The sequence below is a fragment of the Algiphilus sp. genome (assembly GCF_023145115.1).
In the GTDB taxonomy this organism is placed as follows: domain Bacteria; phylum Pseudomonadota; class Gammaproteobacteria; order Nevskiales; family Nevskiaceae; genus Algiphilus.
Map to the genome: position 1 here is coordinate 1 of NZ_JAGLEJ010000023.1, position 17,505 is coordinate 17,505.

At 68.6% G+C, this 17,505-nt stretch carries 18 protein-coding genes; 12 read left to right on the plus strand and 6 right to left on the minus strand.

Translation table 11 applies throughout. From position 1 onward, the window contains the following. Window positions 1-407 precede the first annotated feature (407 nt). The 6 genes from KAH28_RS08000 to KAH28_RS08025 all read left to right on the plus strand — a co-directional run bounded on the left by KAH28_RS08000 (window position 408) and on the right by KAH28_RS08025 (window position 4,557). Window positions 408-632 carry a hypothetical protein gene (locus KAH28_RS08000; protein WP_290575464.1) on the plus strand — a complete coding sequence of 75 codons (225 nt, stop codon included), beginning with the start codon at window positions 408-410 and terminating at the stop codon, window positions 630-632. Window positions 633-725: 93 nt separating this feature from the next. Then, entirely contained in the window at window positions 726-1,367 is a 642-nt protein-coding gene (locus KAH28_RS08005) for a hypothetical protein (protein WP_290575465.1), read from the plus strand. Window positions 1,368-1,468: 101 nt separating this feature from the next. Beyond that, window positions 1,469-2,518 carry a hypothetical protein gene (locus KAH28_RS08010; protein WP_290575466.1) on the plus strand — a complete coding sequence of 350 codons (1,050 nt, stop codon included), beginning with the start codon at window positions 1,469-1,471 and terminating at the stop codon, window positions 2,516-2,518. Between the two features lie 130 nt (window positions 2,519-2,648). Continuing rightward, the gene (locus tag KAH28_RS08015) at window positions 2,649-3,506 is read left to right on the plus strand and encodes a phosphatase PAP2 family protein (protein WP_290575467.1); all 858 of its coding nucleotides are present in this window, start codon (window positions 2,649-2,651) and stop codon (window positions 3,504-3,506) included. A 73-nt stretch (window positions 3,507-3,579) separates the two neighbouring features. Then, window positions 3,580-4,284, plus strand: coding sequence for a glutathione S-transferase family protein (locus tag KAH28_RS08020; protein ID WP_290575468.1), 705 nt, complete (start codon window positions 3,580-3,582; stop codon window positions 4,282-4,284). A gap of 90 nt (window positions 4,285-4,374) precedes the next feature. Then, window positions 4,375-4,557 (plus strand): hypothetical protein, encoded by a 183-nt coding sequence (locus KAH28_RS08025; protein ID WP_290575469.1) that lies wholly within the window; start codon window positions 4,375-4,377, stop codon window positions 4,555-4,557. A gap of 21 nt (window positions 4,558-4,578) precedes the next feature. Here the strand turns inward: KAH28_RS08025 and KAH28_RS08030 are convergent, their stop codons facing one another. Both KAH28_RS08030 and KAH28_RS08035 read right to left on the minus strand, forming a co-directional pair. After that, complete coding sequence (locus KAH28_RS08030; protein ID WP_290575470.1) at window positions 4,579-5,019, minus strand: hypothetical protein; 441 nt, start codon at window positions 5,017-5,019, stop codon at window positions 4,579-4,581. A 67-nt stretch (window positions 5,020-5,086) separates the two neighbouring features. Continuing rightward, window positions 5,087-5,377, minus strand: coding sequence for a hypothetical protein (locus tag KAH28_RS08035; protein WP_290575471.1), 291 nt, complete (start codon window positions 5,375-5,377; stop codon window positions 5,087-5,089). 248 nt (window positions 5,378-5,625) lie between these two features. Between KAH28_RS08035 and KAH28_RS08040 the strand changes: the two genes are divergently transcribed. Next, window positions 5,626-6,831 (plus strand): EAL domain-containing response regulator, encoded by a 1,206-nt coding sequence (locus KAH28_RS08040; protein WP_290575472.1) that lies wholly within the window; start codon window positions 5,626-5,628, stop codon window positions 6,829-6,831. On the opposite strand, the gene KAH28_RS08045 is transcribed toward KAH28_RS08040, so the two are convergent. From KAH28_RS08045 to KAH28_RS08060, 4 genes are read right to left on the minus strand one after another with little or no spacing between them, the layout of a single operon-like run. After that, the gene (locus KAH28_RS08045) at window positions 6,828-7,826 is read right to left on the minus strand and encodes an ABC transporter ATP-binding protein (protein ID WP_290575473.1); all 999 of its coding nucleotides are present in this window, start codon (window positions 7,824-7,826) and stop codon (window positions 6,828-6,830) included. The genes KAH28_RS08040 and KAH28_RS08045 overlap by 4 nt on opposite strands. A gap of 18 nt (window positions 7,827-7,844) precedes the next feature. Beyond that, entirely contained in the window at window positions 7,845-8,702 is an 858-nt protein-coding gene (locus KAH28_RS08050; protein WP_290575474.1) for an ABC transporter permease subunit, read from the minus strand. Beyond that, a complete protein-coding gene (gene oppB / locus KAH28_RS08055; RefSeq protein WP_290575475.1) occupies window positions 8,699-9,625 on the minus strand; it encodes an oligopeptide ABC transporter permease OppB in 927 nt (308 codons plus the stop codon). Before oppB ends, KAH28_RS08050 begins: the two co-directional genes overlap by 4 nt. Next, the gene (locus KAH28_RS08060) at window positions 9,622-11,202 is read right to left on the minus strand and encodes a peptide ABC transporter substrate-binding protein (protein WP_290575476.1); all 1,581 of its coding nucleotides are present in this window, start codon (window positions 11,200-11,202) and stop codon (window positions 9,622-9,624) included. Before KAH28_RS08060 ends, oppB begins: the two co-directional genes overlap by 4 nt. Window positions 11,203-11,721: 519 nt before the next feature. On the opposite strand from KAH28_RS08060, the gene KAH28_RS08065 reads away from it, so the two are divergent. The 5 genes from KAH28_RS08065 (at window position 11,722) to ftsY (ending at window position 17,476) form a co-directional block, all read left to right on the plus strand. Beyond that, the gene (locus tag KAH28_RS08065) at window positions 11,722-12,492 is read left to right on the plus strand and encodes a hydroxymethylpyrimidine/phosphomethylpyrimidine kinase (protein ID WP_290575477.1); all 771 of its coding nucleotides are present in this window, start codon (window positions 11,722-11,724) and stop codon (window positions 12,490-12,492) included. Next, window positions 12,489-13,124, plus strand: coding sequence for a thiamine phosphate synthase (gene thiE / locus KAH28_RS08070; protein ID WP_290575478.1), 636 nt, complete (start codon window positions 12,489-12,491; stop codon window positions 13,122-13,124). Before KAH28_RS08065 ends, thiE begins: the two co-directional genes overlap by 4 nt. Before the next feature lie 94 nt (window positions 13,125-13,218). Continuing rightward, window positions 13,219-14,514, plus strand: a complete 1,296-nt coding sequence (gene hemL, locus KAH28_RS08075; protein ID WP_290575479.1) for a glutamate-1-semialdehyde 2,1-aminomutase — start codon at window positions 13,219-13,221, stop codon at window positions 14,512-14,514. Between the two features lie 20 nt (window positions 14,515-14,534). Beyond that, on the plus strand, window positions 14,535-16,535 hold the full coding sequence (locus KAH28_RS08080) for a VTT domain-containing protein (RefSeq protein WP_290575480.1): 2,001 nt from the start codon (window positions 14,535-14,537) through the stop codon (window positions 16,533-16,535). Continuing rightward, on the plus strand, window positions 16,532-17,476 hold the full coding sequence (gene ftsY / locus KAH28_RS08085; RefSeq protein ID WP_290575481.1) for a signal recognition particle-docking protein FtsY: 945 nt from the start codon (window positions 16,532-16,534) through the stop codon (window positions 17,474-17,476). The genes KAH28_RS08080 and ftsY overlap by 4 nt, the downstream gene beginning before the upstream one ends. Window positions 17,477-17,505 lie beyond the last annotated feature (29 nt).

The following is a 17,505-nucleotide window of genomic DNA, read 5'->3' on the forward strand; positions in this document are numbered from 1 at the left end:
GTCCGGGGATATAGGGGCAACTACACAGCGAAGCTGCGCTTCGAGTCTTCATCCGGCTACAAGCCGGCCAACCTGATCGAGTACATCGATTCGCATGGCTGGCCGAGGCAACCGCATTGACGCTCGGTACAGATCCTGCGCTGCGGCGCCTGGTCTGTCCGCTTTCAGCACACAGCGGACTCCCACTCCGAGAAGCGCGCCACGATTCAGCGCGAAATGAAGCGGTCACGCGAATACATGCCCAAGACCCCCATTACGGGGCAACCTCATGATTTTAATTGACTTTTTCGCACCTAACGGCCACCCCGCGCGGTGGAGTTATGAAGCGCGCGTTATCATTGAATAATGATGCGCGCTATCTAATCACTGCTGGGCATCAAGAAGACTCGCCGCTGTGGAGGTAAAACATGGTTGTCATTGAAGGTCAGCTCAAAGGTAGCTTTAAAGGCTTCAAGAACAGAGACACCATTTTTGAGTTCTCTAGCGGAACCCCCAAGAAATGGAAGCAGGCTGAATACAAATACCTATATCACTATGCGTACATGCCTAGAGCAAAGGTAACTCAGGAGGGTGGTCGTTACATGCTTCACGTAGACGGCGTGCCAGATTCTGTTGAGGTGAAGCGGGCATGATGCCCAACCAGGCACTCCAGCCGACGTATTTGCCTTCGCTTCGCTACGGCAAATCCGCGGCTGAGTTTTGGCGTTATGTGCTGGGGATGAGCTATGCACCCACTTGAGGAATCGGTCGCGCCAAATCCAAAAGGATTTGATGTCGATCCGATCGGCTACAGTGCCTTGGCTTGGCACAAGTGGGGCATGGCACAGACGATGGCTGGGTTCCCGGTCGATATCTCAAAGGCCCCAACAGCGACAGATCTAAAGTCTCCGATTCTCTGGCTGACGCAGGCCCATGCCCTCTCGGAGGCCGCGACCAATGTACTTCGTGGGCAGCCCAATATCGATCACCTCACAATTTATACAAAAGGCGTATGTCACTGTCAGTACCATGCTGTGGCACTGATGCTTGTTGGCCTTAGCCTAGAAACTTGCTTGAAAGCAATGTTGATAGTTCGCGAAGGCATCGAAGAGTTCACGGAGAACGAGCGAAAAAGAAAGCATCATCGCCTGCATGAACTGAGCAACTTCATTCCATGGCTCACGGAAAAGGATCGTGCCATCTTGGAGTGCCTTACTCACTTCATCTACTGGGCGGGGAAGTATCCTGATCCAGGTTCTGGAAGATTAAAGGACACCCTGACGGTAGTTGAGATGAGTGAAAAACATCAGATCTCCGCCAAGGAACTATTCACGTTGGCAGCCCGAGTGATGGGGCACGCTCAGGAAGTCACTCGTGCGAGTACATGAGTCCGACGACGCACATAACCATGCCTTCCAGCCGACGTATTTGCCGCCGCTTCGCGTCGCCAAATCCGCGGCTGAAGGCGGGTGTCAGGCATACATAAATCATGAGCTGGATTCAAACATTGGACGTAAAAATACAGGCCGCCCTCATAGCATCATTCGTTACATTGGTCGGGATTTTCATCAAGGATTACGTTTTTCAAAAGCTAAAAGAAAATCGTGATCGTTCGAAGAGCACACTCGATGTATACAAAAAATATGCTGAGCCACTGGCGACGTCAGCTGAGAGCATGTTTTGGAGGCTAAATGAAATATTTAATGTTAAGGGGCGGGCTCATTTCTTAATAAGAAGCGACCCAACAACGGGGTTCGAAGATTATAAATATCGAAGCACACTGTATCGGTTAGCATCGCTTATAGGCTGGATTTATGCCATAAAGAAAGAACAGTCTTACATAAAGCCAGCTGGAACTACATCACAGAAATCTATCTCCGAATCTATACGTGCGTTTGAGTCAGCACTAGCCGATGGCCCGCATGTGGAAACAGAAAGATTGTCACGTCTTACAGAGTTATGGTCGCTAGAATGCCCTTCTGAAAAGTCACTTGATTTGTCAATCAGATTAGAAAAAATACATAAATCCTTCCTTAGAAGGAAGAATGTTAGCCTAGCCACAGAATTAGGTTGCCAAGATTTATTTGATCTTTGCAGAGAATGTGCAGACTTCTTATGTGGAGAGCTTGATTCTAGCCATTTGCGAGACGCATTAATCAAAGAAACGGTACAACAATCTGCTCGCAGGCTGTCTATCCGTGAGGCATGGATATATAGAGATTGGCAAGCAGGGATTGGAGAGTTGATGGTTCGTAAATCTGACTCTGCAGCAAGAGATTATGACGTTATCGGTTTCAAAGAATTTGAATTAATGCTTGAATCTGAAGATGCTGAAGCATCCAAATGGGTTTCTCGTATAGAGAACACATTTAAAGATCTCGACATAGACAAAATGGATGGTCAGGACGTAAGAGTTGAACAAGTAAAAGCTACCTTTAAAGCAGTGTCCAAACTAATAATCGAGATTGATAATTCGGGCTTGGAAGTTAGCCCGTTTGGCAAACAAACGATCGCCGCTGCGGAGGTAAACAATGCCTAACAAAGCGCTGCTAGGGACAAACCTACGCTGCGCTTCGGTTTGCCCCAGAGCGCGGCGTTATAGACAGAAGTTCCACCACGCAAGCATCAAGGATGCTCTCTGGCTTCCCCGCAACCCTTAGAAACATTCCGTGAGCCGAACGCTGATAGCCCTCCTGCTAGTGGTCGTGCTCGTCATTGCGCTTCGGCTGGCGGTGTGGCGGGGGCTCCGCCTTGCATCCCGCCTGTTCGGGAAGGCGGCGGTGGCGGTCGACGAGGTACGGGGGCGGGAGGACATTGCGGGGCTGTGGGCGCGGCTCCGGTCGTCATTCCCGAAGACGACCGGGTTCCTGCATGCGCGGGTGACGTTGCGCCGCTTTACTGGCCTGCCGTTGACGCTCGTCGTGATTGCGGCGGTCTACATCGCCGGCCTGCTGGGAGGGCTGGTCGAGGAGCTGATGGAGGCGGAGGAGCTGGTCCACCTGGATGAAGCCATCCATCAGGGCATCGGCGCGATAAGCACGGACGGCATGGTCTTCGTCTTTTCGTGGATCACGGATCTCGGCGGCTCGGCCGCGTTGATCGCGGTGACGCTGGTGACCACCGGCCTGCTGTGGGCGCACGGGCGCGCCTACATGGTGGCGCCGCTATGGCTGACGGTTCTGGGATCACAGCTCACGACGCTCGCCGGCAAGTACGCGCTGGCGCGACCGCGACCCGAGTTCGCGGCGGATGTCGCTGCCTTCACGCCGTCGTTCCCCAGTGGCCACGCAACCAGCGCGATGGCGGTATACGGTTTCATCGCCTGTGTCATTGCGAGAGACTTCGCGACGACGCGGCAGCGCTTCGAGATCGTCTACTGGACGGCCGTGCTGATCGGCCTGATCGGCTTCAGCCGGATGCTGCTGGGCGTGCACTACGCCAGCGATGTCGCTGCGGGATTCCTCGTGGGCGGCTTCTGGCTTCTGGTCGGCTTTGCCGTCGCGGAGCACAAGCGCCACCGGCAGTAGGCGGGGTGCCGGAGCGCACGGAGGAGGAAGAAATGCGTGTCATCGCGCGGTTGCATCGCGCTGCAGTGCCGGGTTGGCTGCTTCACGTGGTGGCCTGCGGGGCGTCGGGCACGCGCCCGGCAGCGGCGGCGCCATGATCACCGTCTACCACCTCGAAGCTTCGCAGTCCGAGCGCGTGATCTGGCTGATGGAGGAGCTGGCGCTGCCCTACCGGCTGGAACGCTTCGCGCGCGAGGCCGACGGCGCGGCGCCGCCGGCGTACCGGGCGCTGCATCCCTTCGGCACGGCGCCGGTCATCCGGGACGGCGATCGCGTCATCGCCGAGTCCGCGGCCATCGTCGAGTACATCTGTCGCGTGCACGGCGGCGGCCGGCTCATCGTGGGGCCGGACGAGTCGGGCTACGCGGACTACCTGCAGGCCATGCAGCTCAATGCGGCCATCCAGGGCGCTCTGTTCGTGCGCATGGCGCACGGCGCCGATGCCGACGGGGACGATGCGCCCGTCATCGTGCGCGCCTGCCGGCGGCGCGAGGACGGCTACTTCCGGTACCTGGAAACGCGCCTGGGCGAGGCGCCCTACCTCGGGGGCGCGCACTTCAGCGGCGCGGACATCATGCTGCTGCACAACCTGACGGTGCTGCCGCAGTACGGCGGACGGACCATCGACGATCTGCCGAACACGCGCGCTTACGTGGCGCGCGTCAGCGCCCGCCCCGCCTGCGTGCGGGCGGCGGCCATCGCCAGCGGTGCGGCGGACCCGCCGGCAGCGGCAGGCTGACGTGGGCACGGACCCCACGCTGCGGACACGGCGTACGCGCGATCAGCGCATCATGGGCGTCCTCAAAGCTGCCTCTACCGGAGCCCTTCCATGCTCAAGGCCATCGTCATCCTGCTGGTAGTGGGGTTCGTGGTGTTCGGCGTCGTCATGTTCATTCGCCACACCGTGCGCGACACCGAGGAGGAAGTGCGACGACTCGACCGCTCCAAGCTCAGGGATCTGAGCGAGGACGGCTGGGACGACAAGGAGGACGACGAGAAGGCCGGGCGCTGACCCGGCGCGGCGGGTACGCGGTCAGCGCTGCTTGCCGGCCTCGTCGGCGAGCGCCTGCACACCCTGCTTCAGCGCGCTGCCCAGCAGGCTGCGCGCGCGCGGGCTGAAGCCCAGCAGCAGACCGGCTCCCAGCGCCACCGCCATGGCGGCCTCGGGCCGGCGCTCGATTTCCGCCGGGATGCGCCCGGCGCTTTCGCGCGCGAACTGCGCGACCGCTTCCTGCGGTGCCGGCTGCTCGCTGGCCTCGGCGGCCTGCCGCCCGGGCGCGATCAGCACGCGATGGGCGATGAAGGCCGCCAGCAGCGCGACCACGCCGACGATGAGCGCGGCCACCGGCAGCGGTACCACCAGTGCCAGCGCCAGATAGCCGGACGCGCACAGGAAGCTCACGCCCAGCAGGCCGAGCAGGATGACGATCCAGTACCGCAGGTAGTCGCGCACCGAGCGCTTGATGATGTTCATGGCGTTGGGCCGGGTGCGATCCGCACGCCGTCGCGAAGACGACGGCGGATCGATGGAACCCTGACGATCAGCGACGCTCCAGCGCCATGCCCAGCAGCAGGCCGACACCGAAGGCGGCGCCGACGCTGGCGTAGGGGTGCGAGGCGATCTGCCCCTCCATGCGCTGGCTGGCGGCCTGTAGCTCCTCGCCCGCCGAACCGGCGGCCTGGCGCAGGTTGTCGGCTCCGGCGCGGGCGCGGTTCTGGGCCTGGTCGCCGACGCTGTGGGCGAGCTTGGCGATGTCCTCGCGCACCGACTGCAGGTCGGTCTTCAGCTTGTCGATGTCGGCATTGGTGTTCGGGGTATTGCTGTCTGCCATGCGATGTTCTCCTCTTGCGATGCCCCTTTCACCCTATGCCCGGCCACTGAATCGGTGGTGAACCCCGGCCGGGGCGCGTTCGTCCACCGCGATGCCGCCGTTGGGCCGGCGGCCGTGACTGCCCGCGCGGCGCACCGCATACGGTGCATCGGTGCGCCATTGCGCACGGAACCGCGCTCCGGAGTCCGCCAGTCCTCATGACGCCCGAATCTCCTCTCTACCCCGCCGTCGGGCTGCGCACCGCACATGTGGACAAGCCGAACGCCGACCTGCGCGTTCTGGTGGTGGACGATTCCCAGTCCATCCGGAGCTTTCTGAAGGCGATCCTCACCGAGCTGGGCGTGGGCGAGGTGCTGACGGCGGAGAACGGCACGGCGGCGATCGCGGTGCTGGATACCTGCGACGGCACCATCGATCTGCTGATCAGCGATCTGGCCATGCCGGGCATGGACGGGGTCGAGCTGCTGCGCATGGTGGGCCAGCGCTGCCCCGGCGTTGCCGTGCTGACCATCTCGTCGCTGGATGCGCGCCTGCGCTTCTCGGTATCGCAGATGGCGCAGCATCTCGGGCTCACCGTGCTGGGCCTGCTGGGCAAGCCCTTCGGCGAGCAGGATATCCGCAACGCGCTGGACCGCTACCACGAGGTGCGACGCACCGGCGCGGTCATGCCCACGGACCCGATGAGCGACGCCGAGATCGCCTCGGCGCTGCACGACCGCCGCGTGGAAGTGCACTACCAGCCGAAGGTGCGCATCGACTCCGCGCACGTGGTCGGCGTGGAGGCGCTGGCGCGCCTGCGCGACCCGCGCCGCGGGCTGGTGCATCCGGCCGCGTTCATCGAATCCACGGAAGCCGGCGGGCAGATCGAGAACCTCACCTACCAGGTCATCGACATCGCGCTGCGCGACGCCGGCACCTGGGCGCGCGAGGGGCTGCGACTCAACGTCGGCATCAACATTTCGTCGTCGGCCATCTGCCGCCTGGATCTGCCCGAGCACGTCGAGGCGGTGGCGGCGAGCCACGGGCTGAGCCCGTCGCAGATCACCATGGAGATCACCGAAGCGGAGATGGGCAGCGGCTCCGAGCTGTTCGACGTGTGCGCGCGCTTCCGCATCCGCGGCTTCGGGCTGGCCATCGACGACTTCGGCACCGGCGAATCCAGCCTGCCGCGCCTGCGCTCGCTGCCCTTCACCGAGCTCAAGATCGACCGCCGCTATGTCGACGGCGCCGCCAGGAGCCGGGAGATCCGGGCCATCCTCGAGTCGTCGCTGGATCTGGGCCGACGGCTGGGCATGTCGGTGGTGGCCGAGGGGGTGCAGCAGGTCGAGGACTGGCAGCTGCTGGAGCAGATCGGCTGCGACATCGCCCAGGGCTATCTGGTCAGCCGGCCCATGCCGGGCGACAAGGTTGCCGGCTGGGCGCTGCGCTGGAAGCAGCGCGGCGGCAACGCCTAGCGCTGCAGACCCGCCGGGTCGCCCGCCGGCGCCGCCAGCGGATGGTGGCAGGCCGCGCGTGTGCCGCCCAGATCGCGCAGCGCCGGCCGCTGTCCGCACAGCGCATCGGCATGCGCGCAGCGCGGCGCGAACGCGCAGCCTTCCGGCAGCGCACGCGGATCGGGCGGCGCGCCGGGGATCGCCGGCAGGGCGCGGTCGGCGGTGACATCCAGCGACGGTCGCGCGCGCAGCAGGCCGTCGGTGTACGGGTGGCGCGGCGCCGCCAGCAACGCCGGCGTGGGCCCGGCCTCCACCACCCTGCCCGCGTAGAGCACGGCGGTGTGCGCGCAGCTCTGCGCGATCACGCCGAGGTCGTGCGAGATCATCAGCAGCGCGACGCTCTGCTCGCGCCGCAGCTCGTCGAGCAGCGCCAGGATGCCGGCCTGCACCGTCACGTCGAGCGCGGTGGTGGCCTCGTCCGCGATCAGCAGCCCGGGGCGGCAGGACAGCGCCATGGCGATCATCACGCGCTGGCGCATGCCGCCGGAGAGCTCGTGCGGATACTGGCGCAGCCGGCGCTCCGCCTGCGGGATGCGCACCAGCTCCAGCAGGCGGCGGCTTTCCGCGCGCGCGGCGCGGCCCCGGTGCAGGCCGTGCGCGCGCATGCCCTCGGCGAGCTGGGCGCCGACGGTCATGTAGGGGTTGAGCGCGCGCATCGGATCCTGGAAGACCATGGCGGCGACCCGCCCGCGCAGCCGGCGGTGCGCGCGCGGCGCCATGCCGATGAGCTCTGCGCCGTCGAGGGCGATGCTGCCGCTGACCTCGGTGCCCGGCGCGCTCAGGCCCATGATGGCCAGCGCCAGCTGCGACTTGCCGGCGCCCGACTCGCCCACCACGCCCAGGCTGTCGCCGGCGGCGAGGTCGAGATCGACGCCGTTGAGGGCGTGCACGGTGCCGCGCGCATCGTGGATGCGCACGCACAGATCGCGGATCGCGAGCAGCGGCGCGTCAGCCATGGGCGTGACCCGGCCGCGTCACGAGGCGCCGTCCTTCGGGTCGAGCGCATCGCGCAGCCCGTCGCCGAGGAAGTTGAAGCAGAACAGCGTCAGCGCCAGCATCCCCGCCGGCGCCAGCAGCGCCCAGGGCGCCTGCGCCATCTCGCGCGCGCCGTCGTTTACCAAGCTGCCCCAGCTGGCCTGCGGTTCCTGCACGCCCAGACCCAGGAAGCTGAGGAAGGACTCGAAGAGGATCACCTGCGGGATGGTCAGCGTCACGTAGACCGCCACCACGCCCAGCAGATTGGGGACGATGTGGCGCGTCACGATGCGCGCGCCGCTCGCCCCGCCCAGCTTGGCTGCGTCGATGAAGGGCTGGTGCTTCAGCGCGATGGTCTGGCCGCGCACGATGCGCGCCATGTCCAGCCAGTTGATGGCGCCGACCGCCACGAAGATGAGCACCAGATGCCGGCCGAAGAAGACCATCAGCAGGATGACGAAGAACATGAAGGGCAGCGCGTAGAGCACGTCCACCAGCCGCATCATCACGGCGTCGACGCGGCCGCCGACGTAGCCCGCCACCGCGCCCCAGGTCACGCCGATGATCAGCGACACCAGCGTGGCGGCCAGCCCCACCGCCAGGCTCAGGCGTCCGCCGGTGAGCGTGCGCGCGAGGATGTCGCGGCCCAGCGCGTCGGTGCCCAGGTAGTGCCCGTGGTCGATGCCGGGCGCCACGCTGAAGTGGTCCCAGTCCAGCGCCGCCGGGCCGTGCGGCAGGAGCCACGGCCCCACCACGCAGATCAGCGCGATCAGCACCAGCAGTCCGCCGGCGACGAAGGCCGCCGGGTGCGCGCGCAGCACCGCGCCGCGCGGCAGGGCGTCGGCCGGCGCGGTCATGCCCGCCCCCGCACGCGCGGGTCGAGCACGCCGTAGAGCACGTCGACCACGAAGTTGAAGGCGATGATCAGGCTGCCGTAGAACAGCACCAGCCCGAGCACCAGCGTGTAGTCGCGATTCAGCGCGCCCTGCACGAAGTGCCGCCCGAGGCCGGGAATGCCGAAGATCTGCTCGATGACCACCGAGCCGGTGATCAGCGCGGCGGCGGCCGGGCCGAGGTAGGACACCACCGGCAGCAGTGCCGGCCGCAGCGCGTGGCGCAGCACCACGCGGCGCATGGGCAGGCCCTTGGCGTGGGCGGTGCGCACGAAGTCGCTGCCCAGCGACTCGATCAGGCTGCCGCGCAGCAGGCGCGCGACGTAGGCCACCTGCGGCAGGCCGAGCGCGATCACCGGCATCACCAGATGCTGCCAGCCGGCGTCCTGCCAGCCGCCCGCGGGCAGCCAGCCCAGCATCACGGCGAAGCCCAGGATGAGCAGCGGCGCAATGACGAAGTTGGGGATGGAGATGCCGGTCATGGACAGCGCCATGACGGCGTGATCGGTGAAGCGGCCGCGACGCAGGGCGGCGGTGATGCCGGCCAGCGCGCCCAGCAGCAGCGCCATCGCCAGCGCCAGGCCGCCGATGGTGAGCGACACCGGCAGGCCGGCCGCGATCAGCTCGTTGACGGTGCGCCCCTCGTAACGGAACGACGGACCGAGATCGCCGCGCGCGAGGTTGCCCATGTAGATGAGGTACTGGCGCCAGAGCGGCTCGTCGAGGTGATAGGCGGCCTCGACCTGGGCCTGGATCTCGGCCGGCATGACGCGCTCGTCGTCGAAGGGGCCGCCGGGCGCGGCGCGCATCAGGAAGAAGGCCGCCGTCACCAGCAGCAGCAGGGTCGGCACGGCCGTCGCCAGCCGTCGCAGCGCCAGCCCGGTCACGGCTGCCCGGGCTCCAGGTCCATGTAGCGCGTCAGGTGCACGTCCATGATGTTGCCCTCCCAGCCCCGCACCCGCGGCTTGACCAGCCGGCGGCTGGTGTAGAAGTAGATGGGCAGCACCGGCAGGTCCTCGAGCAGCTGCGCCTCGGCCTGCCGCAGCAGGTCCATGCGGCGCCCGGCATCGGCCTCGGCCGCGGCGCGTTCCAGCAGGTCATCGTAGCGCGCGCTGGCGTAGCCGGTGTCGTTGAGGCCGTGGCCGCTGTGCAGGATCTCCAGGAAGGTGAAGGGGTCGTTGTAATCGCCGATCCAGCCGGCGCGGAAGACCTCGGTCACCTGCTTCATGCGGCGCGTGGTCAGGAAGACCTTGAACTCCTCGTTGATCAGCCGGGTGCGCACGCCCAGGTGCTCGCGCCACATCCAGGCAATGGCGATGGCGATCTTGCGGTGGTTGTCCTGGGTGTTGTAGCGCAGCTCGACCTCCAGCGGCTCGTCCGCCGAATAGCCGGCCGCCCGGTAGAGCGCGCGGGCGCGCTCGCGGCGCCGCTCCAGCGACCAGTCGGCCCATTCGGGCTTCGCGCCCGCGTAGCCGTCCACGCCCGGCGGCACGAAACCGAAGGCGGGCAGTTCGCCGGTGCCGACCACGCGGCCGGCGATGCGCTCGCGGTCGATGACCATGGCCAGCGCCCGGCGCAGCTCCGGCGAGTCGGCGAAGGGCGGCCGCGTGGTGTTGTAGCCGTAGTAGTAGGTGCCGAGGTAGGGATGGGCGTGGAACTGGTCGGGGATGGTGTCGCGCACCCAGTCCATGCGCGTGACCGGAATGTCGGCCGTCCAGTCCAGCTCGCCGGCGCGGTAGCGCGAGAGCTCGGCCTCGATGTTCTCGGTGCTGTGGAAGACCACGCGCTCCAGCGCCACCGTGTCCGCGGCGTGGAAGTGCGGGTTGCGCTCCAGCGTGACGTGCGACTGCAGCACGCGCTCGGCCAGCCGGTAGGCGCCGTTGCTCACCAGGCGCCCGGGCCGGTCGAAGGCCTTGCCGTGCTCGGCGACGGCGGGCTGATGGACCGCGAAGGTGGCCGGGTGCGTGAGCAGCCCGGGCAGGTACGGCGCCGGTGTCGCCAGCCGGATCTCCAGCCGGCGCGGGCCGAGCGCGCGCACGGCCAGCGTCTCGGGCGGCGCCTCGCCGGCGAGGATGGCCGGCGCGCCTTCGATGATCTCCAGCATCTGGGCGTAGTACGAGCCGGTGGCGGGCGCGATGCTGCGCTGCATGCCGGCCACGAAATCGTCCGCGGTCACCGGCTCGCCATTCGACCAGCGCCCGTCGGTCCGCAGCGTGAACACCCAGCGCAGGCCGTCGTCGCTGACCTGCCAGTCCTCGGCCGCGCCGGGCACCGGCTCCCCGGCCGGGCTCAGGGTGACCAGCCCCTCGTAGAGATCGCGCAGGATGTGCGAGGACGCCACGCTGGTGGCGCGGTGCGGATCCAGCGTCTCGGGCTCGGCGCCGTTGCCGCGGTGCAGGGTCTGGGCGCCGGCCGGTATGCAGGTCAGCGCGGCACCGACGGCGAGCGCGGCGGCGGCCAGCATCGGAACGGTGCGGGTACGGCGGGCACGCCGGGGCGGGAACGGGTGATGGGGCACGGTCGGCGGATGCACGATGCTCGGAACCCGGACTGTACCGGTTGGCCGGGCGCGCGTGCCGCTCGGAATGGTCGTGCGCCATCGTGCCGCCGGAGAGGCGTACCATCGAGGCGGGAGCCGTTCCGGCAAGGGCTTCGGCACGCGTTCGCGGTTGGGCGACGGCTTGAAAGCCAAGTCTGTGAAACGCGGCTAAGCCCCCGGTGACACAGCGAAAACTCGGGTTTCTCACAGCACCTGTGGATAACTTTGTTGAAAAGCGCTGCTCAACGGGCTATCGGCCATGCAGTCACGGGAATCGGCCCTGACGAGGGCAAAACGTAACCACTCTGACACTATGCTTGAAAATCAAGCACTTAATGCAATGACGAAGGTCATGGGTCGGTCTCCCGGCCGCTTGTGGGCAACGCGCAACCACCCTGCTCCAGCGTTGTGCATAACGACGTGAGTCTTACTGCACCGCAACATTTGCCGCAGGTCCTGTGCATCGCGGGTCACGACCCCAGCGGCGGGGCCGGCATCCATGCCGATATCGAGGCCTGCCGGGCCTCCGGCACGCACGCGCTGGGGGCGCTGACCGCGCTCACGCTGCAGGACACCGACAACGTCCACGCCGTGCAGCCGCTCGACGCCGACTGGCTCGACGCGCAGATCCGCCACCTCGCCGCGGACTGCCGCATCGACGCCGTCAAGTTCGGGGTGCTGGGCAGCGTCGAGCAGGTGCCGGTGTGCGTGCGCTGGGTGCGCGAGCTGGGCGTGCCCACGGTGCTCGACCCGGTGCTGCGCGCCGGCGGCGGCGCCGAGCTGGCGGCGCAGCCGGTGGCGGTGGCGATGCTCGAGCAGCTGGCGCCGCTGTGCACGGTGATCACGCCCAACGCCGCCGAGGCGCGGCTGCTGTCCGGCGAGGACCGCCTGGACGCCGCCGCCGCGGTGCTGGGTGCGCGCGGCATCGCCCACGTCCTGGTCACCGGCGGCGACGAGCGCGACGACGCCGAGAGCACCGACTGGCACTGGCACGACGGCACGCTGCGGCCGATCCGCCGCACCCGCATCGCGCAGGATTACCACGGTGCCGGCTGCACGCTGGCCTCGACCATTGCCGCGCTGCTGGCGCGCGGGGATGCGCCTGCCGCGGCCATCGACGGCGCCACCGCGCGCGTGCACGCCTGGCTGCAGCGTCCCAAGGTCATCGGCCGCGGCCGGCCCAGCCCGGCGCGCGACTGCGGGGACACGCCGTGAGCGCGAACGTGCCGCGCGGCCTCTATGCCGTGACCAGTGCGCGCGCATGCGCCGACGAGACCACGCTGCGCGCGGCGGTGGGCGCGGCGCTGGACGGCGGCGCGGCCATGATCCAGTACCGCGACAAGCACGCCACCGCCGGCCAGCGCGAGGCCCGTGCCAGCATGCTGGCGGCGCTGTGCCACGATCGCGGCCGGCGCTTCATCGTCAACGACGACGCCGCCCTCGCAGGCGCGGTGGGTGCGGACGGCGTGCACCTCGGCCGCGACGACGGCGCGGTATCGGCGGCGCGCGCCGTGCTCGGGCCCGGCGCGCTCATCGGCGTGAGCTGCGGCCCGTACCTCGACCGCGTGCGCGCCGCCGAGACCGAGGGCGCCGACTACGCCGCGGTGGGGCGGCTGTTCGCCTCCGCCACCAAGCCCGACGCGCCGGCTGCCACGCTCGACGACCTGCGCGCGGCGCGCGCCGCGACCCGGCTGCCGCTCTGCGCCATCGGCGGCATCACCGCCGAGCGCGTGCCGGAAGTGGTCGCGGCCGGAGCCGATCTGGTGGCCGCGATCGCCGGCGTCTTCGACGCCGGGGATGTGCGCGCGGCCACTGCCGCCTACACTCTGGCCTTCGATCGGGCATGAGGGGGCGGCGCAGCGATCGCCTCCCCGCCCCGTCCTCGCCGACGCCATCCACGCGCGCATTCCGCGCGAACACCGACCGCAACCACGAGCCGCGATGAGTCTCTCCGAACCCCGCCTTTCCGAATCGTTGTTCGAACGCGCCCGCGCCGTCATTCCCGGCGGGGTCAATTCTCCGGTCCGCGCCTTCCGCTCGGTGGGCGGCACGCCGCGCTTCATCGCCGCGGCCGAGGGGGCGTGGATGACGGATGTCGACGGCAACCGTTACATCGACTACATCGGCTCCTGGGGGCCGATGCTGCTGGGCCACGGCCACCCCGACGTGGTCGCGGCGGTGCAGGCGCAGGCCGCGCGCGGCATCAGCTTCGGCGCGCCCACCGAGGCCGAGGTCGAGATGGCCGAGGAGATCCGCCGGCGCGTGCCCAGCATGGAGAAGCTGCGCCTGAACAGCTCGGGCACCGAGGCGACCATGTCCGCGGTGCGCCTGGCGCGCGCCGCCACCGGCCGCGACGGCGTGCTCAAGTTCGAGGGTTGCTACCACGGCCATTCCGACAGCCTGCTGGTGAAGGCCGGCTCCGGCGCCCTGACCTTCGGCGTGCCGTCGTCGCCGGGCATTCCCGCCGACGCCGCCGCGCACACCATCACCGCCACCTACAATGATCTCGACAGCGTGCGCGCGGCCTTCGAGGCCCAGCCCGAGGGCATCGGCTGCGTCATCGTCGAGCCGGTGGCGGGCAACATGAACATGGTGCTGCCGGCCGACGGCTTCCTCGCCGGCCTGCGCGCGCTGTGCGACGAGTACGGCGCCGTGCTGATCTTCGACGAGGTCATGACCGGCTTCCGCGTCCATCCCGGCGGCGCCCAGGCGCTCTACGGCGTGAAACCGGACCTGACCGCCCTGGGCAAGATCGTCGGCGGCGGCATGCCGGTGGGCGCCTTCGGCGGCCGTGCCGATCTCATGGATCAGCTTTCGCCCGAGGGCCCGGTCTACCAGGCCGGCACGCTGTCGGGCAGCCCGCTGGCCACAGCCGCCGGCCTGACCACGCTGCGCGCCATCACCGACGAGCTGCACGGCCGCGCCAGCGCCCACGCCGCGGCACTGTGCGACGGCCTACAGGCGGCCGCGAAGCGGCACGGCGTGCCCTTCCTGGCGCAGAGCCAGGGCGCGATGTTCGGCATCTACTTCACCGACGCCGCCGCCATCACCGGCCACGCCGATGTCTCCGCCTGCGACGCCGACCGCTTCCGCCGCTTCTTCCACGCCATGCTGGACCGCGGCGTCTACTTCGCACCGTCGTCCTTCGAGGCCGGCTTCGCCTCGGCCGTGCACGGCCGGACCGAGCTCGACCGGGTGATGGCCGCGGCCGACGAGGTGTTCGCCGCGCTGCGCTAGGGCCTGTCGCCCCATCCGGCATGGACCGGCTGCAACCGCTGCTCGACTGGATCGCCCTGCACCCGGGGTGGGCGATCGCGCTGCTGGCGATCACCAGTTTCGTCGACGCGATGCTGCTGGTGGGCTTCCTGATGCCCAGCTACCTGCTGCTGCTGGGCGTGGGCGCGCTGATCTCGCTGGACGCGCTGGCGCTGTGGCCGTCGGTGCTGGCGGCGGCGGTGGGCGCGGCGCTGGGCGACGCCTTCAACTACTGGCTGGGCCGGCGCTACCTGGAACAGTGGAGCGCTCACCGGCGCATGGCGCGCTTCCGGCACAGCATGGCCCGCACCCGCGCCTTCTTCCAGCGGCGCGGGGTGCTGGCCCTGGTGGTAGCGCGGCTGTTCGGCCCGACCCGACCGATGGGGCCGATGATCGCCGGCGCCGCGCCCATGCCGGTACCGCGCTTCGCGCTGTGGACGGCGATCTCGTGCCTGCTGTGGGCGATGCTGTACATCCTGCCGGGCGTCGCCATCGGCGCGTCGCTGCAGCTCGCCGCCGAGGTCGCGACCCGGCTGGCGCTGCTGCTCATCGCCATCATCGTGCTGGCCGCCGGGCTGTTCTGGCTGGCCAGCGTGTTCGCGCGCATCTTCGGCTACCACGCCGAGCGCCACCTGCACGGCCTGCTGGCCTGGTCGGCGCGGCACCGGCGACTGGGCCTGCTGCCGCGCTGGCTGGCCGACCCGCGCTATCCCGAAACGCCGGCGCTGCTGCTCATCGCGCTGATGCTGCTGGCCGCCGGCTGGGCGGGTCTGGTGCTGACCTGGGGCTGGTCGCGCGATACACCGCTGGCGGTGGATGTGCTGGTCTACCGCCAGCTCTCGCTGCTGCACACGCCGTGGGGGCTGGCGATCGCGCGCTGCGTGGCGCAGCTCGCCGAGCTGCCGGTGCTGATGGCGACCGCGACCGCGATGGTGATCACGCTGCTGGCGCTGCGCCGCGGGCGCGCCGCCGCGCACGCGCTGGCGGCCTTCGCCTTCGGCGGCATCATCGCCGCCGGGCTGTCCCTGGGGCTGCGGGCGGCCGAGCCGGTCGCCTACTACGCGGGCACCGCCTCGCGGCCGTCGAACGGCGGCGACCTGATCATGGCGTCCGTGGTCTTCGGCCTGCTGCCGGCGCTGCTGGCGCGGCACGGCGACGCCGATCGCAATCTCGTCTACTACCGGGTCTGCGCGGTGCTGCTGGGCCTGGTCGCCGCGGCCCAGCTCTATCTCGGCCAGCAGTGGTTCTCGGTGGCGACGGGCTGCCTGGGCATCGGCATCCTGTGGATGCTGGCGCTGGGCATCGGCTACCGCCGCCACCGCATGCAGCCGGTGCCGGTGCGGCGCTTCCTGCCACCGGTGGCGCTCAGCTTCGCGGTGGCCGCGATCACGCTGTGGCCGAGCCCGCCGGCCGCGCCCGACGCGGGCCCGGAGGGCACCATCGACGCCGCATCGTGGTGGACCGACGGCTGGCGCAGCCTGCCCATGCTGCGCGACGAGGGCGGCGGTCACCTGCATCAGCCGCTGGTCGTGCAGTGGCGCGGCGAGGCCGGCGCCGTGGCGGCGGCGCTGCGCGCCGACGGCTGGACACGGGCGACGACACTGAACTGGGAGTCGGCGCTGCGCACGCTGTCGCCGAGCGCGCCCATCGAGGCACTGCCGGTGCCGCCGCAGCCGCTGAACGTGCAGTTGCCGGCGGCGATGTACCAGAAGCCCGTTCCCGACGGCGCCGCGCTGACGGTGCTGCGCCTGTGGCGCGCGCCGCTGACGGTCGGCGACACCCCCCTCTGGCTGGGCACGCTCAGCCGGCTGGAGGCGCGCGGCGTGCTGGGCGTGCTGCGTCTGCCCTACACTGCACGCAGCGCGCTGCCGCCGGAGGCGTGGCTCGCCGGTCTGCCCGGCACGCGCATCCGCGCCATCGACCCATCCGCGATCCCGCAGACGCCGGCACCCCGGCAGGCGGGATTGCTGCTGCTGCAAACGCCCGACCCCCGGAGGCCATGAGTAACGAAAGCCTGATCCGGCGCATGCGCGCCCAGCTCAACCGCGGCGACTCCTGGCTGACCTACGACCTCGGCCGGCTGTTCACCAGCGACAAGCTCGACGAGGAGGCGCTCGAGGAGATCGAGATGCGCCTGCTCGGCGCCGACGCCGGCGTCGAGGCCACGACCTGGCTGGTCGACAAGCTGCGCGCCGATGTCCTTGCCAGCCGCGTGCGCAACGAGAAGGAGCTGCGCGACCGCCTGAGCGCGCTGATCGCCGAGTGGCTGCAGCCGGTGGCGCAGCCGCTGGAGATCCCCGACTTCATCCGCCCCTACATCCTGTTCGTGGTGGGCATCAACGGCGCCGGCAAGACCACCACCATCGGCAAGCTGGCGGCGCGCTACAAGGCGCAGGGCCGCAAGGTCATGATCGCCGCCGGCGACACCTTCCGCGCCGCCGCCACCGACCAGCTCAAGCAGTGGGCGGCACGCGTCGACGTGCCCATCGTCTCGCAGCGCGAGGGCGCCGATCCGGCCAGCGTCATCTTCGACGCGGTCACCTCGGCCGACAGCCGCGGTGCCGATCTCATCATCGCCGACACCGCCGGCCGCCTGCACACGCAGTCGCATCTGATGGACGAGCTGCGCAAGATCAAGCGCGTCATCCAGAAGCACGACCCCTACGCGCCGCACGAGAGCCTGCTCATCCTCGACGGCACGCTGGGCGGCAACGGCCTGGCGCAGGCGGTGCAGTTCCACGAAGCGCTCGGCCTCACCGGCGTGGCCGTGACCAAGCTCGACGGCACCGCGCGCGGCGGCATCCTGCTGGCGCTGGCCAAGCGGCTGGCGCTGCCGGTGCGCTACATCGGCATCGGCGAGGGAGTCGAGGACCTCATCCCCTTCGATGCCGACGCCTTCGCGCGCGCGCTGGTCGACGGCGGCATCGAGCGCGGCGGGCAGTAGCGCACATAGGGGTCCGGCGGCGGGCGTCT

Bases quoted from the DNA above. Each gene is read 5' to 3' on its own strand.
- KAH28_RS08005 (WP_290575465.1), top strand. From the start codon at position 726: ATGCACCCACTTGAGGAATCGGTCGCGCCAAATCCAAAAGGATTTGAT.
- KAH28_RS08000 (WP_290575464.1), top strand. From the start codon at position 408: ATGGTTGTCATTGAAGGTCAGCTCAAAGGTAGCTTTAAAGGCTTCAAG.
- hemL (WP_290575479.1), top strand. From the start codon at position 13,219: ATGAGTCTCTCCGAACCCCGCCTTTCCGAATCGTTGTTCGAACGCGCC.
- KAH28_RS08035 (WP_290575471.1), bottom strand. From the start codon at position 5,377: ATGGCAGACAGCAATACCCCGAACACCAATGCCGACATCGACAAGCTG.
- KAH28_RS08050 (WP_290575474.1), bottom strand. From the start codon at position 8,702: ATGACCGCGCCGGCCGACGCCCTGCCGCGCGGCGCGGTGCTGCGCGCG.
- KAH28_RS08025 (WP_290575469.1), top strand. From the start codon at position 4,375: ATGCTCAAGGCCATCGTCATCCTGCTGGTAGTGGGGTTCGTGGTGTTC.
- ftsY (WP_290575481.1), top strand. From the start codon at position 16,532: ATGAGTAACGAAAGCCTGATCCGGCGCATGCGCGCCCAGCTCAACCGC.
- KAH28_RS08010 (WP_290575466.1), top strand. From the start codon at position 1,469: ATGAGCTGGATTCAAACATTGGACGTAAAAATACAGGCCGCCCTCATA.
- KAH28_RS08030 (WP_290575470.1), bottom strand. From the start codon at position 5,019: ATGAACATCATCAAGCGCTCGGTGCGCGACTACCTGCGGTACTGGATC.
- KAH28_RS08060 (WP_290575476.1), bottom strand. From the start codon at position 11,202: ATGCTGGCCGCCGCCGCGCTCGCCGTCGGTGCCGCGCTGACCTGCATA.
- KAH28_RS08045 (WP_290575473.1), bottom strand. From the start codon at position 7,826: ATGGCTGACGCGCCGCTGCTCGCGATCCGCGATCTGTGCGTGCGCATC.
- KAH28_RS08080 (WP_290575480.1), top strand. From the start codon at position 14,535: ATGGACCGGCTGCAACCGCTGCTCGACTGGATCGCCCTGCACCCGGGG.